General features: G+C 74.1%; 13 protein-coding genes. 6 read left to right on the top strand and 7 right to left on the bottom strand.

Going from position 1 to position 16776, the window contains the following annotated elements; genetic code table 11:
* Positions 1 to 146: 146 nt before the first annotated feature.
* On the bottom strand, positions 147 to 1676 hold the full coding sequence (gene cysC, locus O7546_RS24520) for an adenylyl-sulfate kinase (protein ID WP_194801334.1): 1530 nt from the start codon (positions 1674 to 1676) through the stop codon (positions 147 to 149).
* Between the two features lie 128 nt (positions 1677 to 1804).
* The gene (locus O7546_RS24515; RefSeq protein WP_269697636.1) at positions 1805 to 3352 is read right to left on the bottom strand and encodes a glycosyltransferase family 2 protein; all 1548 of its coding nucleotides are present in this window, start codon (positions 3350 to 3352) and stop codon (positions 1805 to 1807) included.
* 162 nt (positions 3353 to 3514) lie between these two features.
* On the opposite strand from O7546_RS24515, the gene O7546_RS24510 reads away from it, so the two are divergent.
* The 5 genes from O7546_RS24510 to O7546_RS24490 all read left to right on the top strand — a co-directional run bounded on the left by O7546_RS24510 (position 3515) and on the right by O7546_RS24490 (position 7554).
* A complete protein-coding gene (locus O7546_RS24510) occupies positions 3515 to 4429 on the top strand; it encodes an ABC transporter ATP-binding protein (protein WP_194801332.1) in 915 nt (304 codons plus the stop codon).
* Positions 4422 to 5300, top strand: coding sequence for an ABC transporter permease subunit (locus tag O7546_RS24505; RefSeq protein ID WP_194801331.1), 879 nt, complete (start codon positions 4422 to 4424; stop codon positions 5298 to 5300). Before O7546_RS24510 ends, O7546_RS24505 begins: the two co-directional genes overlap by 8 nt.
* Positions 5297 to 6256: an ABC transporter ATP-binding protein gene (locus O7546_RS24500; RefSeq protein ID WP_194801330.1), complete on the top strand. Its 960-nt coding sequence runs from the start codon at positions 5297 to 5299 to the stop codon at positions 6254 to 6256. Before O7546_RS24505 ends, O7546_RS24500 begins: the two co-directional genes overlap by 4 nt.
* Positions 6256 to 6966: an ABC transporter permease gene (locus O7546_RS24495; RefSeq protein ID WP_013288490.1), complete on the top strand. Its 711-nt coding sequence runs from the start codon at positions 6256 to 6258 to the stop codon at positions 6964 to 6966. The genes O7546_RS24500 and O7546_RS24495 overlap by 1 nt, the downstream gene beginning before the upstream one ends.
* Positions 6967 to 7116: 150 nt before the next feature.
* Positions 7117 to 7554 (top strand): hypothetical protein, encoded by a 438-nt coding sequence (locus tag O7546_RS24490; RefSeq protein ID WP_194801532.1) that lies wholly within the window; start codon positions 7117 to 7119, stop codon positions 7552 to 7554.
* A 50-nt stretch (positions 7555 to 7604) separates the two neighbouring features.
* On the opposite strand, the gene valS is transcribed toward O7546_RS24490, so the two are convergent.
* The 5 genes from valS to O7546_RS24465 form a co-directional block, all read right to left on the bottom strand.
* Positions 7605 to 10169 carry a valine--tRNA ligase gene (valS, locus tag O7546_RS24485; protein ID WP_194801328.1) on the bottom strand — a complete coding sequence of 855 codons (2565 nt, stop codon included), beginning with the start codon at positions 10167 to 10169 and terminating at the stop codon, positions 7605 to 7607.
* A 70-nt stretch (positions 10170 to 10239) separates the two neighbouring features.
* Entirely contained in the window at positions 10240 to 12072 is a 1833-nt protein-coding gene (locus O7546_RS24480; RefSeq protein WP_228532317.1) for an ABC transporter ATP-binding protein, read from the bottom strand.
* Positions 12073 to 12158: 86 nt separating this feature from the next.
* Positions 12159 to 13979: an ABC transporter ATP-binding protein gene (locus O7546_RS24475; RefSeq protein WP_194801326.1), complete on the bottom strand. Its 1821-nt coding sequence runs from the start codon at positions 13977 to 13979 to the stop codon at positions 12159 to 12161.
* Positions 13980 to 14016: 37 nt separating this feature from the next.
* Positions 14017 to 14529: a methylated-DNA--[protein]-cysteine S-methyltransferase gene (locus O7546_RS24470; RefSeq protein ID WP_194801325.1), complete on the bottom strand. Its 513-nt coding sequence runs from the start codon at positions 14527 to 14529 to the stop codon at positions 14017 to 14019.
* On the bottom strand, positions 14526 to 15977 hold the full coding sequence (locus O7546_RS24465; protein WP_194801324.1) for an AlkA N-terminal domain-containing protein: 1452 nt from the start codon (positions 15975 to 15977) through the stop codon (positions 14526 to 14528). The genes O7546_RS24470 and O7546_RS24465 overlap by 4 nt, the downstream gene beginning before the upstream one ends.
* A gap of 242 nt (positions 15978 to 16219) precedes the next feature.
* On the opposite strand from O7546_RS24465, the gene O7546_RS24460 reads away from it, so the two are divergent.
* Positions 16220 to 16684, top strand: coding sequence for a hypothetical protein (locus tag O7546_RS24460; protein WP_228532298.1), 465 nt, complete (start codon positions 16220 to 16222; stop codon positions 16682 to 16684).
* Positions 16685 to 16776 lie beyond the last annotated feature (92 nt).

Raw genomic sequence — 16776 nt, 5'->3', positions numbered from 1 at the left:
CACGTGGGCACTCCACGCGGTCGAACGTGTTCCAACAAAGACGAACACTACCGCGCAGCTACGCCTATGCGAAACCGCCGCCGTCCGGAAGGCCGGACGGCGGCGGTCGAGGTGCTCGCAGGCCGGACGCGTCCGGCGTCAGGAGATCAGGCGGGCTGGAGGCGGGGCTCCACCCAGCCGGTCTCGGTGAGGTGCTCCATCACCTTCCCGATGGCCTCCTCGACGCTCAGATCCGAGGTGTCGACCACCAGGTCGGCGTCGGTGGGCTCCTCGTACGGGTCGTCGATGCCAGTCATCCCGGTGATCAGGCCGGCCCGGGCGCGGGCGTACAGGCCCTTGCGGTCGCGCTGCTCGCAGACCGCGAGCGGCGTCGCCACGTGGACCAGCAGGAACCCCGCCCCGGCCGTCTCGGCCATCTCCCGGGCGGTGGCGCGAGCCGCCGCGTACGGCGCGATCGGGCAGCAGATGCCGACGCCCCGGTGCCGGGCGATCTCCGCCGCCACCCAGCCGATCCGGCGGACGTTGAGATCCCGGTCGGCCTTGCTGAACCCCAGCCCGGCGGAGAGTTCCCGCCGCACCACGTCGCCGTCGAGCAGCGTGATGGTGCGGTCGCCCTGCTCGCGGAGCACGTCGGCCAGCCCGCGCGCGATGGTCGACTTGCCCGAGCCGGACAGGCCGGTCAGGAAAATCACCAGGCCCCGGTGCCGCCGCGGCGGGCGCGCCCGGGACAGTTCCTTCGCCACCGCCGGCGGCGTGTGCCACTCGGGCAGCGGGAAGCCCCGGTCCAGCAGGTCGTCGATCTCCCGCGTGCTCAGCGCCAGCCGCCGGTTGCGCGGCGGGATGTCCTCACGCCAGCGCCACTGCCCGTCCCGGTTGTCGTAGGCCAGCTCGCGGGGCACCAGCACGCGCAGGCCGGCGCCGGAGAGCATGCCCTCGGTGGACAGCAGGTGGGTCACCCCGTACGCGGCGGCGACCCGGGCCCGCAGCAGCGCGTCGCTGATCTCGTCGCGCCGCCGGGCCAGCGGCACCGCCACCAGCGTCGCCGGGGGCATCCGGTCGCGCGCGGCGAACACGCTGCGCACCAGCGCCTCGGCCGGCAGCCCGGCGATCGACTCCTCGCCGATCGGGATCATCACCAGCAGGTGCGCGCCGAGCGTACGGGCCGCATGCGCGATCTGCGCCAGCTGCGGCCGGTGCAGCGGACGGTCGGCGAACACGCCGAGCACCCGGCCCGGCGGCAGCAGTCCGCGTACCTCGTCGGGGCCGCGCCGCAGCCGCTGGAACGGCCCGTGGCCGCCGTCGCCCAAGCGGCGCACCGCGCCACCGACACCCACCATGCCCTCGCGGCCCGGCCAGACGTCGGTCACGTCCATCGCCGCCACCGGTGCGCCCTCACCGTCGGTGAGCACCACCGCGCGGCGGGCCGGGTCGGCCGGGTCCAGCCCGTCGGCGAGCGCCGCCGGCACCTGGAGCGTCACCGGCACCGGCCACGGCGTGCCGTCGGCCAGCCGGCCGCGCCGGTTCAGCGAGGCCAGGTCGGCCCGGCTCATGAAACCGGTGAGCGGTGCGTACGCCCCACTCAGCAACAACTGGAGATCGGCCAGCTCAGCGGGTCTGGGCGCGTACGACGGCGCATCCCGCAGAACGTCCTCGGGCAGCAGCCACCCGTTGCTCATCGAACCCCCAACTCACCGGCCGGCACACAGTTTCGCAGCCCACCGGCGATCGGTCGAGAGCGCCACCCGGCCTCCCGGTGATCGCGTGTCCGGCGACGGTGCCGAGGGCGAACCGGGGTCATCGAATCCTAACGGCGAGCGGCGGCCGGCCGATCGTGCGAACGGCTGCCGGCGCGCGCCGACCGGCCGAGCGCGCGGTCCCGGATCCGCCGGACCGCGCGACGGATCCGGGACGGGAGCCGGCGCGAGTCCTCCACCCGGGGCGGGCCGCCGTCAGCCGCGCAGTGCACCACGAGCGGCAGGCGGACGTCCGGCGCCCAGCCGGCCTGGATCACCCGGGCCCGGACCTCCCAGGTGCCCCGGGTCCGGCCACCGTTGAGTTCCGCGAAGTCGACGCTGGCGGTGCTGCGGTGGCGCACCTCGCCGGTGTCGGCCCGCTCGGTGGTGGCGGCCACCGGCAGGAAGAACTCCTCCCGGGTCTCCCGCCGGCGGACGACGACGTCGGTCCGCGCCCCGCCGGCCCGCATCACGACCCCGGCCGGCACCGCGTCGGCCACCGGGAGCACCGGCAGCCCCTGGTCGTCGAAGCGCAGCGGCTCGTCACCGGCGCGCAGGTGGGCGTCGACGGTGACGGTCAGCGTCCGCCCCTGGACCCGCCATCCGCCGACCGAGACGTGGGCCCGGACGCTCACCTCCCACTCCGCCAGCCGGCGCAGGTCCGCCACCCGGCCCTGCGCGGCGAGGTGCGCGATCACCTGGAACATCGGCGGCAACCCGGCGACCGCCTCCGGCGTGAAGCGCTCCTCGACGAGCCGGCCCACCTCGCCGGCCACCTGATCGGCCCACTGCTCCGGTGCGCTCAGCAGGGTCTGCCCGCGCAGCCGGCTCAGCATCTCCTTGCGCAGCCAGCGCCGCTGCAGGCGGAGGCGGGTCGCGACGGGCGACCGGTTCGCGTCCACGATGTCCAGCGCCTCCCGCAGCGCCGCGTAGTACTCGGCCGGGTCCATCCGGGTGGCGGTGACGTTGCCCGCGTCCGCCCGGCGGACGTGGTGGTAGCAGGGGTGATCGGCCAGTACGCAGACGCGCCCCGCAAGCAGGTAGGCCGCCGCCATCAGCCGGTGGTCCTCCAGGCGGCGCGGGTGGCCTTCCGGGAACCGCAGCCCGTGCCGGTCCAGGAAGGACCGCCGGAACAGCGCGTGGCAGGTCATGCTGTCGGCCAGTGGCGCGTTCGCCAGCGTGACGCCGAACCGGTTCTCCCGGAACAGCTCCCGCGGTACGCCCCGCCGGTGCCCGATCATCCGCCCGATGACGATGTCCGCGTCGTGTTCCCGGGCACAGGCGTGCAGGCGGGCCAGGGCCTCGTCGCCGAACCAGTCGTCGTCGTCGGCGAAGAAGACGTACTCGCCACGCGCCTGCTCCAGCCCTCGGTTGCGCGGGTGCGACGGCCAGCCCGAGTGCTCCAGGTGCAGGACCCGTACGTGCGGGTCGGCGGCGGCCAGCTCGTCCAGGCGCTGCGGGGTGCCGTCGGTCGATCCGTCGTCGGCGAAGATCACCTCGTACGAACCGGGCGGCAGCCCCTGCTTCGGCAGCGAAGCGACGAGCGGATCGAGGTTCGCGCCGCAGTTGTACGTGGGCACCACCACGCTCACCATGGTCCGGTCCGTACCGTCGGTCATGCCGCCCCCCGTCGAGTCGCCTCACCCGGTGGCAGCATCCCGGAGCGGTCGCCACCCCGCTACCCCGTTCCCGCCACCTAGGGGCTGCGAGGGCCGAGGATCAGGGGATCGCAGGGGTCAGGAGCGGCTCCGGCGAGGCGCCGGAGTTCTACGCTGAACGGCGTGACACTGCTCGCGACCGAGTCGCTGACCAAGACGTACGGAGGCCGGGTCACCGCGTTGGCCGACCTCACCGTGTCGGTCGAGCCGGGGATCATCGGGCTGGTGGGCGCGAACGGCGCCGGCAAGTCCACTCTGATCAAGATCCTGCTGGGTCTGCTCCCGCCGACCAGCGGCCGGGTACAGGTGCTCGGCCTCGACCCCACCACCGACCCCGCCGCGGTCCGTGCCCGGGTCGGCTACATGCCCGAGCACGACGCCCTCCCGCCCGACCTGTCCGCCGCCGAGCTGGTCACCCATCTGGGCCGGATCAGCGGGCTGCCGCGCACCGTCGCCCGGGAACGGGCCTCCGAGGCGCTGCGCCACGTCGGTCTGCACGAGGAGCGGCACCGGGCCGTCGGTGGCTACTCCACCGGCATGAAGCAGCGGGTCAAGCTCGCCCAGGCGCTCGTACACGATCCCGATCTGCTGTTGCTCGACGAGCCGACGAACGGCCTCGACCCGGCCGGCCGGGACGCCATGCTCGCGCTGATCCACCGGATCGGCACCGAGTTCGGCATCTCGGTGGTGGTCTGCTCGCACCTGCTCGGCGAGGTGGAGCGGATCTGCGACACGCTCGTCGCCATCGACGGCGGCCGGCTGCTGCGCGCCGACCGGGTGTCCGCCATGACCACCGCCACCGACGTGCTCGCCGTCGAGGTGAGCGAGGGCACGGACGACCTGGCCGCCCGGCTCGCCGCGCTCGACCTGCCGGTGACCCGCGACGGGCGACTGCTGCTCGTCCCGCTCGCCGACGACGCCACCTACGACCAGATCCTCGGCGCGGTCGCCGAGCTGGACCTGCCGCTGCACCGGCTGGACCAGCGGCGGCACCGGGTGGCCGAACTCTTCGCCGCGAGGGAGCCCAGCCATGTCTGACGCGACCGGGGTCATCCACGACATCGGCTACCAGCGCTACACCGGCCCGCGGCTCGGCCGCCGGCAGGTCTTCGGCGCGCTCTACCTGCACGGCGTGCGTACCGTCTTCGGGCTGGGCCGCAGCGCCAAGGCCAAGATCTTCCCGTGGCTCGTCGTCTCCGTGGTGACAGTGGTGGCCGCCGGGGTGACCGCGGTGCGCAGCCAGATCGGCGAGGTGGTGATGACGTACGCCCAGTTCGCCGACGCGATGAGCTGGCTGGTCATCTTCTTCGCCGCGGTGGCCGCGCCCGAGCTGGTCTCCCGCGACCTGCGCAGCGGCGTGCTGCCGCTGTACTTCTCCCGGCCGCTGCCGCGCGGCGACTACGCCCTGTCCAAGCTGCTGGCGCTCGTCACCGCGCTCTGGCTGCTGCTCGGCGGCCCGCAGCTGGTGATGTTCCTCGGCGCCGCGTTCACCACGAAGCGGGGTATCGGCGGGGTGTGGGACGAACTGCTCGACCTGCTGCCCGGGCTGCTCTACGCCGGGCTGTGGGCGGTGGTGTTCGCCTCGATCGCCCTGCTCGTCGCCTCGCTCACCGGCAAGCGCGCGTTCGCCGCCGGCGGCATCGTGGCGGTCTTCCTGATGACCACGCCGGTCGTCGGCGTGCTGTCCATCCTGCCCTCGCAGACGATCAACGAGCTGGCCTTCGTGGCCTCCCCGCCGACGCTCGTCGGGGGCGTGGGCAACTGGGCGCTCGGCGACCGGCTGACCCAGGGACGGGGTGGCATGCCGATCGGCGACTTCGGGCCGGTCTACGCCGTGGTGGCCGTACTGCTGGTCGCCGCCTGCGTCAGCCTGCTGCTCCTGCGATACCGGAAGGTGGCCGCCCGATGACGGCGATCAGCACCCAGTCGACGGCCGGCGCGCCCGCCGCCGCGACGAGCACGCTCGACCTGGCCGGTGTCTCCCGCTGGTACGGCAACGTGGTGGCGGTCAACGACGTCACCATGCGGCTCGGCCCCGGCGTGACCGGCCTGCTCGGCCCCAACGGCGCCGGCAAGACCACGCTGCTGCACATGATGGCGGGCTTCCTGTCCCCGTCGCGGGGGACCGTGACGCTGGACGGGGAGCCGACCTGGCGCAACCCCGCCGTCTACCGGCGGCTCGGCCTGGTCAGCGAGCGCGAGGCGGTGCACACGTTCCTCAGCGCGTACGAGTTCGTGCTCGCCAGCGCCAAGCTGCACCGGCTGCCCGACCCGGAGGCCGCCACGAAGCGGGCGATCGAGCTGGTCGAGATGGAGGACGCGCAGACCCGGCGGATCGGCACCTACTCCAAGGGCATGCGGCAGCGCACCCGGGTCGCCGCCGCGCTCGTGCACGACCCGCAGGTGCTGCTGCTCGACGAGCCGTTCAACGGGATGGACCCGCGCCAGCGGCTGCACATGATGGCGCTGCTGCACCGGCTCGGCGACGCGGGGCGGACCATCCTGTTCAGCTCGCACATCCTGGAGGAGGTCGAGCAGGTCTCCGGCACGGTCCAGGTGATGGTGGCCGGCCGGCTCGCCGCCTCCGGCGACTACCGGACCATCCGCCGCCTGATGACCAACCGGCCGCACGTGTTCGCGGTCCGCTCCACCGACGACCGGGCGCTGGCGGTGGCGCTGATGGCCGAGGCGTCGGTCTCCGGCGTCGAGCTGGGCCGTACCGGCCTGACCGTCAAGGCCGGCGACTACGGCGCGTTCACCCGGGCACTGCCCCGGATCGCGCTCCGGCACGGCATCCGGGTCCGGCAGCTCCTGCCGGAGGACGAGTCGCTGGAGAGCGTCTTCTCGTATCTGGTGGAGGCATGATGTCGACAGTCACCTGGATCACCGCGCGTGGCCTGTTCGGCCGGAGCCGGTTCCTCATGCTGCTGCCGTTGCCGCTGGTCCTGATCGGCCTGGCAGTGCTCTGCCGGTCGCTCGGCGTCGACCCGGGCCAGTGGGGCCCGCCGGTGCTCGTCGGCCTCGGCCTCGCGGTGGTGCTGCCGGTGGTGGCCCTGATCGTGGGCACCGGCGTGCTCGGCGCGGAGATCGACGACGGTACCGTCGTGCACATCCTCACCAAGCCGCTGCCGCGCTGGCAGATCGTGCTGCCGAAGCTGGCGGTCGCGGCCGGCGTCACAGCGGTCACCGTCGGCGTCCCGATCTACGTCGCGGGCGTGCTCGCCGATTCGGTACGCCTCGGACTCGCTCTGGTCGCCGCCTCGGCGGCGGGCGCGCTGGCGTACTCGGCGCTGTTCCTGGCGCTGAGCCTGGTGACCCGGCGGCCGGTGCTGCTCGGCCTGGTCTACGTGCTGATCTGGGAAGGGCTGCTGGGCCGGTTCGTCGGCGGCACCCGGGTGCTGTCGATCCAGCAGTGGGTGATCGCCCTGGCCGACCGGATGGCGCCGACGCCGCTGCTCGGCACCACCGTCTCGGTGCCGGTCGCGGCGGTGCTCACCGCCCTGGTGGCGGTCGGGTTCACCGTGCTGGCGATCGACCGCCTGCGCTCGTTCAGCGTGGCCGGCGAGACGAGCTGAACTGCGGGGCGGAACCCGTTCTCCGGTACGAGCGCCGGAAAACGGGTTCTGCCCTGCCGTGTCCGGTCTGTTAGTTTGCGGCGGCTACGAACACCGACACGGGGAGACACATTGCGTTCGGCTCGACTCGCCCTGCTGGCCCCAGCCGCGGTGGCGCTGATCGTCATGTCCGGCTGCGACGGCGGCGACGACAAGCCCTCGGCCGGGCCGGCGGCGCCGTCCGTACCCGCCGCCACCTCCGTGCCGCCGGTGACCCCGGCGCCGGCGGGCCTCGACGAGGCCACCAGGAAGACCTGCGCGACGGCGGAGAAGGACATCACGGCCGCCCTGAAGGAGGTGGCCGAGGCGGAGAAGATCGGCCCGCCGGCCGGCCACTCGGCGGTCAGCGCCCAGTACTCGGCGGGCGCGGCCACGCTCTACACGCACGCCTTCACCAGCAGCGACGAGGTGAACGCCGCGGTGAAGGGGGTCGCCACCGCCATGACCGACCTCGCCGACACCTGGGCCAAGGCGCCGGGTAAGGCGCCGAGCAAGGCGGATCTCACCGCCGCCCGGGACAAGCTCAAGGCGGCCTGCGCGGCTGACTGAGGCATGCACCGCCGAGGGGCGGCCGGCGTCACGCCGGCCGCCCCTCGCTGTCAGAACGCGCAGGCGACGACCAGTTCGGTGGTGCGGTCGGGCAGCAGGTCCAGCTTCGCGATCCGGCCCGCCGCGCGCAGGTCGTCGGCGACGGTGCCGAGCTGCTCCAGCACGGCTGCCGGCCCGAGCGCCTCGGCCAGCGGCACGTCCGCCTTCATCGACAGCTTCCGTTCCGACTTGGCGCGGCGCACCTGACCCAGCGCGTCAGCGGCCAGCCGCAGCAGTTCCGGGTCACCCGGCGCCTCCATCGCGCGGCCCACCTCGTACGTGGTCGGCCACGGCGCGCGGTGCACCGACCCGTACCGCCACCACGACCAGACCTCCTCGGTGACGAACGGCAGCACCGGCGCGAACAGGCGCAACTGCACCGACAGTGCGGTCGCCAGCGCCGCCCGGGCCGAGTCGGCGGCCGGCCCGGTGCCGTAGGCGCGTTCCTTCACCAACTCGATGTAGTCGTCGCAGAACCGCCAGAAGAACGCCTCCGTGGCCATCAGGGCGGCCGTGTGGTCGTACCCGTCGAAGGCGGTGGTCGCGGTCGCGACCACGCCGGACAGATCGGCGAGCATCGCGGTGTCGAGCGGTTGGGTCGCCGCGGCCCGCAGTTCGTCGGCGGCACCCAGCCCGAGCGCGAACCGTGACGCGTTCAGCAGCTTGGTGGCCAGCCGGCGCCCCACCTTGACCTGGGCCGGGTCGAAGGCGAGGTCCATGCCCGGCTTGCCGTTGGCGGCCCAGTAGCGGACCGCGTCGGATCCGTTCTGCTCCAGCAGCGCCATCGGCGTGACCACGTTGCCCTTGGACTTCGACATCTTCTTGCGGTCCGGGTCGAGGATCCAGCCGGAGAGCACAGCGGTGTGCCACGGCAGCGTGCCGTGCTCCAGGTGGGAGCGGGCCACCGTGGCGAACAGCCAGGTCCGGATGATGTCGTGCCCCTGCGGGCGCAGGTCCATCGGGAAGACCCGGGCGAACAGGTCCGGGTCGGTCTCCCAGCCGCCGACGATCTGCGGGGTCAGCGACGAGGTGGCCCAGGTGTCCAGCACGTCCGGGTCGCCGGTGAAACCGCCCGGCTCGCCGCGCTGCGACTCCTCGTATCCGGGCGGCGGCTCGCTCGTCGGATCGATCGGGAGCGTCGCCTCGTCCGGTGTGAGAGGGTGGGACCAGTCCGGCTCGCCAGTGTCGTCGAGCCGGTACCACACCGGCACCGGCACGCCGAAGAACCGCTGCCGGCTGACCAGCCAGTCACCGGTGAGGCCGCCCACCCAGTGCTCGTAGCGGTGCCGCATGTGCTCCGGCACCCAGCGCAGCTCCCGCCCCCGGGCCAGCAGATCTTCGCGCAGGTCCGCGTCGCGGCCGCCGTTGCGCAGATACCACTGCCGGGTCGAGACGATTTCCAGCGGCCGGTCGCCGCGCTCGTAGAACTTCACCGGGTGGGTGATCGGGCGCGGCTCGCCGACCAGGTCGCCCGCGTCCGCGAGCAGCTCCACGAGCGTCCGCCGGGCGCCGTTCACCGTCTGCCCGGCCAGTGCCGCGTAGGGCTCCGCCGGCACGCCGGTCGGCGGCTCCGGCAGCAGGCGTCCGTCCCGGCCGATCACCACGCGGGTGTCCAGCCGCAGCTCACGCCACCAGGTCACGTCGGTCAGGTCACCGAACGTGCAGACCATCGCGATGCCCGTGCCCTTGGCCGGGTCCGCCAGCGGGTGCGCGCGCACCGGCACCTCGACCCCGAACACCGGGGTACGCGCAGCGGCGCCGACCAGGTCCGCGTACCGCTCGTCGTCGGGGTGGCAGACGAGCGCCACGCAGGCCGGCAGCAGTTCCGGGCGGGTGGTGTCGATCAGCACCTCGCGGCCGTCCGGTCCGGTGAACCGCAGCCGGTGGTACGCGCCCGGCCGCTCCCGGTCCTCCAGTTCCGCCTGCGCGACGGCGGTGCCGTACCCGACGTCCCACAGCGTCGGCGCCTCGGCCTGGTACGCCTCACCCCGGGCCAGGTTGCGCAGGAACGCGCGCTGGCTGGCCGCACGGGCCGCCGACCCGATCGTGGTGTACGTCAGCGACCAGTCCACCGACAGCCCGAGCCGCCGCCACAGCGCCTCGAACGCCTTCTCGTCCTCGACAGTGAGCAGTTCGCACAGCTCGATGAAGTTGCGCCGGGAGATCGGCGTCGGGTTCTTCCGGGCCGCGTCGTCCACAGGTGCGGCCGGCGGGCGCCAGCCCCCGTCGTACGGCAGCGCCGGATCGGGGCGCACGCCATACACGTTCTGCACCCGGCGTTCGGTGGGCAGCCCGTTGTCGTCCCAGCCCATCGGGTAGAACACGGTCCGCCCGCGCATCCGCTGGAACCGGGCCACCGTGTCGGTGTGCGTGTACGAGAAGACGTGCCCCATGTGCAGCTCGCCCGACACGGTCGGCGGGGGAGTGTCGATCGCGTATACGTCCGACCGCTCCTTCGTGCGGTCGAACGCGTACGTGCCGTCGGACTGCCAGCGGCGGGCCCAGGTCTCCTCGAGGCCGTCCAGGCTCGGACGCTCGGGGACGCCGCCGCGGGCGCTCCTCGTGGTGTCGGTCATCAGCCGATGGTAGGCAGCGCGCCCGTCGCACTCCACGACTTTCCCCACCCCGCGCGTCCCCGCGGGAGAGCTAGAGGAGGGAGTCGCGCCACTGGCGGTGCAGGGCGGCGTAGCGGCCGTCGGCGGCGATCAGCTCGGCCGGCGGGCCGTCCTCCACGATCCGGCCGTCGTCGAGCACCAGCACCCGGTCCGCGGTCTCCACTGTGGAAAGGCGATGGGCGATCACCAGGGCGGTGCGGTCGCGCAGCACGTTGTGCAGCGCCCGCTGCACCAGCCGTTCGGTCGGCACGTCGAGCGACGAGGTCGCCTCGTCCAGGATCAGCACCCGGGGATCGGCGAGGAACGCCCGGGCGAACGCGACGAGTTGCCGCTGCCCGGCGGAGAGCCGTCCGCCACGCCGGTGCACGTCGGTGGCGTACCCGTCGGGCAGCGCGGCGATGAAGTCGTGCGCGCCGATCGCCCGCGCGGCCGCGACCACCGCCTCGTCGTCGGCGTCGGGACGGCCGAACCTGATGTTGTCGGCCACGGAACCGCTGAACAGGTGGGTCTCCTGGGTCACCAGCACCACCGCCCGGCGCAGCTCGGCATCGGCCAGGTCGCGCAGGTCCACCCCGTCCAGCCGGACCGCGCCCGCGTCCGGGTCGTGGAAGCGGGCCACCAGCTTGGCGACTGTCGACTTCCCGGCGCCGGTCGGCCCGATCAGCGCCACTGTCTGCCCCGGCGGCACGGTCAGGTCGAGGCCGGACAGGATCGGCGTCCGGCGGCGGTAGCCGAAGTCGACGGCACGGAAGGTCACCGCCCCGCGCGGCGGACCGGCCGGCAGCGGCACCGGCTGCGCCGGTTCGGCCACCGCCGGACGCTCGTCCAGCACCCCGGCCAGCTTCTCCAGCGCGGCGGTCGCCGACTGGAGCGAGTTGTAGAACTGGCTCAGCTCCTCCATCGGTTCGAAGAACCGGCGCAAATAGAGCAGGAACGCGGCGAGCACGCCCACCTCGACGCCGCCGCCCAGCACCCGCCAGCCGCCGTACCCGAGCACCACCGCCGCGGTCAGGTTGCCGATCAGCCGGATGCCCGGCGAGTAGATCGCGATCAGCCGGAACGCGCTCAGGCTGGAGCGCCGGTAGTCGTCGTTCACCGCGCCGAAGATGCGGTCGTTGCGGTCCTCCCGCCGGTACGCCTGCACGGCCCGGATCCCGCGCAGCGACTCGACGAAGTGCACGATGACCAGCGCCACCGCCTCCCGGGTGCGCCGGTACGCCCCGGCCGACGCGCGGGCGAACCAGCGCGACAGCACGAACAGGAACGGGAAGGCGAGCAGCGTCACCGCCGCCAGTGGCAGGTCCAGCCAGAGCAGGATGCCCGCCACCGACAGCACGGAGAGCCCGGCCATCACCAGCTTGTCGATGCCGCCGTCGACCAGCTCGGCGATCGACTCCAGGTCGCTGGTCAGCCGGGACACCATCCGCCCGGACGTGTAGCGCTCGTGGAACCCGACGTCGAGGCGCAGGAAGTGCCCGTACACCCGACGGCGCAGGTCCAGCAGGACGGCCTGGCCGATCCGGGCGGCGAGGGTGAGGAACGCGCGCCGGGCCGCGTACTCGATCGCGGTGGCGACCACGAACGCGGCGGCGACGGCGATCAGCGGGCCGGGGTCCCCGGCCCGCAGCGGCCCGATGCCCCTGTCGATGCCGAGCATGACCAGGTACGGCCCGGACATCGCGGCGGCGTTCTGGGCCAGCAGCAACACCACCGCCAGCCCGAGCGCACGCCGGTGCGGGCGGAGCAGCAGCCGCAGCAGCAGCCGGCTGCGGGCGCGCAGCCTGGTCACCGCCTCCGGGGACGAGTCCTCGGCCCGGCTGCGGTCGGCGTCCGGGTCGGTGGCCCGCCCACGCCAGCGCGACAGGTCGTCACCGTCGCCGTGGCGCGCGCCGGTCGACCCGTCACCGCTGCGCGCGTCCCGGGGCCTGGGTACCCGCGGCGCGCGGCCGGTCACGAGCGCACCAGGCCGAGGCCGTCGCTCCGGCGCTCCGGCTCGGCGGACAACACCGCCCGGTAGGCGGGCACCCGGGCCAGAAGCTCCGAGTGGGTGCCGACGGCGACGATCCGGCCGTCGTCGAGCAGGGCCACCCGGTCCGCCAGCGCCACCGTCGACGGACGGTGCGCCACCAGCAGGGTGGTGGTCGCGGTGTCCCGCAGCACCCGGCGCAGGGCCGCCTCGACGAGCGCCTCGGTGTGCACGTCGAGCGCGGACAGCGGGTCGTCGAGCACCAGCACCGCGGGCCGGCCGAGCACCGCACGCGCCAGCGCGAGGCGCTGCCGCTGGCCGCCGGACAGCGACAGCCCCTGCTCACCGACCCGGGTGGCGAGCCCCCACGGCAGCTCGTACGCGAAGTCCGCCTGGACCAGCGTCAGCGCGGCGCGGACCTCGTCCTCGCTCGCGTCCGGCCGGCCCAGCGTGAGGTTCTCCCAGATCGACATGGAGAACAGCGTCGGCTCCTCGAACGCCACGGCGACGAGCCGGCGCAACGAGTCCAGCCGCAGGTCACGTACGTCGTAGCCGTCGAGCGTGATCCGGCCGCCGGTCACCTCGTGCAGCCTGGGGACCAGCGACAGCAGCGTGCTCTTGCCGCAGCCGGTGACGCCGACCAGCGCCATCGTCTCGCCCGGCTCGACCGCCAGGTCGAGGTCGCGCAGCACCGGGCCGGACGTGCCGGGGTAGCGGAAGCGGACCCCCTCGAAGCGGAGCCGGCCGCGCACCTCGCCCCGGTCGAGCGACCGGGCGTGCGGGGCGTCCACGATGGTCGGCGGCGTGTCCAGCACCTCCTGGATCCGGTCGGCGGCGGTCGCGGCCTCCTGGCCGTTGGCGATGATCCAGCCCAGCGACTGCACCGGCCAGATCAGCATGAGCTGAAGGCTGACGAACGCGACCAGCTCCCCGATGGACAGCACGCCGTCGGCGACCGCTGCGGCGCCGGCCACCAGGACCGCGCCGAGCGTCAGGTTGGGTACCAGGTCGAACAGCGCGGAGGTCCGCGCCAGCAGCCGGGCCTTGCCGATCCCGGTGTCGTGCAGCCGGCGCGCGCCGACCGCGAACCGGGCCGCCAGTTCCGGCCCGCGCCCGTACGCCCGCATGGTGCGCAACCCCAGCGCGGTCTCCTCGACCAGTGTGGCGACGTCGCCCTGCTGGTCCTGCATGCGGCGTGACGCCGCGTGGTAGTGGCGCGCGAAGCGGCGGCTGATCAGGAACAGCGGTACGGCGCTGGCCGCGACCAGCAGCCCCAGCCACTGGTGCAGCCGGATCAGCAGCGCCACCACCGCCGCGTACGTGACCAGGTTGAGCACCAGGAACAGCAGCCCGAAGGAGAGGAACCGCCGGATCACCGACAGGTCGCTGGTGATCCGGGACAACAACTGGCCGGACTGCCAGCGGTCGTGGAAACCGGCCGGAAGCCGTTGCAGGTGGGCGTAGATGTCGGCGCGGATGGCGGCCTCCATGCCGACCGAGGACGACGACTGCGTCCAGCGGCGGATGAAGATGAGGACCGCCTCGGCCACACCGAGCAGCAGCGCGAGCGCGCCGAGCCGGAGCAGCCCGGCCTCGTCGTGCCGGGCCACCGGCCCGTCCACCACCCGCTGCACCACCAGCGGCACGGCCAGGCTCGCCGCGGTGGCCGCCAGCGCCGCGATCAGCAGCCAGGCGAACTCCATCGCGTACGGGCGCAGGTAGGGCCGCAGCCGCCAGAGGTTGCGCAGCGGCTGGGACCGGGCGCCGGTATGCGCCGCGGGGTTGCCGTCGCTGGACGCGGGCACTACCCGACGGTAGCCCCCGGGGGTGACAGTCCTGCTGTCAGCTAGCCGTCACCCGTCCCTCATGCCCGAGAAGCCACTTCTTCACGTCCAGCCCCCAGCGGTATCCACCCAGCGTGCCGTCGGTGCGCAGCACCCGGTGGCAGGGCACGAACAGCGCGGCGGCGTTGCGCGCGCAGGCCGCCGCGGCGGCCCGGATCGCCGCCGGTCGCCCGGCCAGCGCGGCGAACCCCGTGTAGGTGACCGGGTCGCCGGGCTTGACGTCGCGCAGCACCTGCCAGGCGTGCGTCAGGAATGCGCCGCCGGTGTGCTGCTCCACCGCTACCGCATCGATGGCGGCCAGGTCACCGTCCAGATAGGCCCGTACGGCGGCGGTCACCGGGCCGAGGTCGGCCCGTTCCCGCAGTTCGCCGCGCAGGCTCGGATGGATCAGCGGCAGCAGGACCGCCGGGTCGGCGGTGAAGCCCGCCGCGCGTACCGCCCCGTCGGGGCCGGCGAGCACGCTCAACGGGCCGGCGGGAGTGTCGATGACGGTGCTGTCCACAGTGCTCATGCTGCTCTCCAGAGTCGGATGGTCGCGTACGACCGCCAGGGGCGCCAGCGGTCGGCGTACGCGGACAGGGTCTTCGGGTCGTCGGACAGGCCGAGCGCCGCTGCGCCACGGCGTACGCCCAGGTCGGTGGCGAGCGCGACATCGGGGTCGCCGAGTGCGCGCATGGCCAGGTAGCCGGTGGTCCACGGGCCGATGCCGGGCACCGCGGCCAGGAGCCGGACCGTCTCCTCCCGGTCGCCTCCGGGTTCCAGGTCGAGTTCGCCGTCGGCGACCGCGCGGGCCAGCGCGCGGAGCGTCTCCCGGCGGGCCGCCGGCATCCGGAACGCCGTGTCCGGCGCCGCGAGCACCTCCGCCGGACCGGGGAACGCCACCAGACCGTCCGCCGGATCGTCGGCGGCCGCCCCGCTCGCCGCCCGGGTGGCGGAGAGCAGGCGGGTGAGCGTGGTCCGCGCCGAGGCCAGCGAGACCTGCTGGGTGGCGACGGCGCGGACGGCCAGCTCGAAACCGTCGACCGCGTGCGGCAGCCGGACGCCGGGCTCGGCCGCGACGGCCGGTGCCAGCGCCGGGTCGGCGGCCAGGGTGGCGTCCACCGCCACCGGGTCGGCGTCCAGGTCGAGCAGGCGGCGGCAGCGGGCCACCGCGGGGGCCAGGTCGCGCATGTCGGCCAGCCGCAGCGTCGCGTCGATGTGGCCGTCGGCGGGGGTCAGCGCCACCGTGGCGGGACCGTGCGGCAGGCGCAGCCCCCGGTGGTAGGTGCCGTCGCGGACCACCTCGACGCGGGGCAGCGCGCGCAGCGCGAGGAAGTCCAGCAGCGCGCCCGCGTGCAGCGGGGGCCGGTAGGCCAGCCGCAGCGAGAGCGTGCCCGCACCGGTGGCAGCGGCCGGGCCACGACGGCCGGCCCGCAGCTCGGACGGGGTGCCGCCGTAGACCTCGCGGACCGTGTCGTTGAACTGCCGGACACTGCCGAACCCGGCGGCGAAGGCCACCTCGGCCAGGCCGAGGCCAGTGGTCTCGATCAGGATCCGGGCGGTCTGCGCGCGCTGGGCCCGGGCCAGCGCCAGCGGGCCGGCACCCAGCTCGGCCCGGAGCATCCGGTGCAGGTGCCGCTCGGTGTAGCCCAGCCGGGTGGCCAGCCCGGGCACGCCGTCCCGGTCCACCACGCCGTCGGCGATCAGCCGCATGGCGCGGCCGACCAGGTCGGCCCGGACGTCCCACTCGGGCGAGCCCGGTGCCGCGTCCGGCCGGCACCGGCGGCACGCCCGCAGCCCGGCCCCCTGCGCGGCGGCGGCGGACGGGAAGAACCGGACGTTGCGCCGCTTAGGCGTCATCGCCGGACAGGACGGCCGGCAGTAGATCCCGGTCGACGTCACACCGGTGTAGAACCAGCCGTCGAACCGCGGGTCGCGGCTGTCGACGGCTCGGTAGCACCGCTCGAAGTCCAGTTCCATGCCACGATCCTGCCTCGCAGCTCCCGGGCTCGGCTGGCGGGATTCAGACATGACGTGCGGGAGTCGCGCCAGCCCGGGGAAGTGGCGGTGTCCCCGGCCCCGGGACGGCACCACTCCGCCGAGGTGGCGTGGATCATGGCCGGCGGACCCGAGAAAGTGTCGTAAGTGGTCGGTAGCGTCCCGCCACCAACTCAAGAAGAGGTGCGGGGCATGGCGAGCGTGGCCGGGCGGGGTGTCCGCTGATGCGATCGGGGCGAGCACCGTTGGACGCCGCGGTGGTGGAGGGCTTCTACGAGCGGATGCGGGTGGTGGCGCCGGCCGCGTACGGCGCGATCGAGCGTGATCGGGCCGGTGACCCCGGTCGCCCCTTCGCGGACACCGCCTGCGGGCGGCTGGCCGGCTCCCTCGACCCGGACGGGCTGCGGGCGCTCGGCATGTGGGCCCACCACTGGTGCATGCGCTTCTACGACGACGACACCCGGGTCGGCGTACGGCTGGTCCGCGAGATCGCCGCCCGCTCCGGCCTGGGCTGGACCGCCGACGAGGTGCGGTGGCTGCTCGACCGGTCGTACGCGGCCGGCCCCGCCGCCGCGCACCGGTTCACGCTGCCGCTCGCAGCAGCGGCGCAGCTACCGGCCGGTGCGCTGCCCGAGGGCGTCGCCGCCGAGGCGTGGCCGGACGACTGGCGGCGGCTGCGGGCCGGCTGAGCGCCGGGTGGGATCGCCGTCCGGTCCGGCATCTGGGCCAGCACCATCGCCGCCACTGCGACCGCGAAACCGGTGAGCTGGACCGGGTCCAG

Source organism: Micromonospora sp. WMMA1976 (genome assembly GCF_027497335.1).
Lineage (GTDB): Bacteria > Actinomycetota > Actinomycetes > Mycobacteriales > Micromonosporaceae > Micromonospora > Micromonospora aurantiaca.
This window is presented reverse-complemented; position numbering and strand designations above follow the sequence as displayed.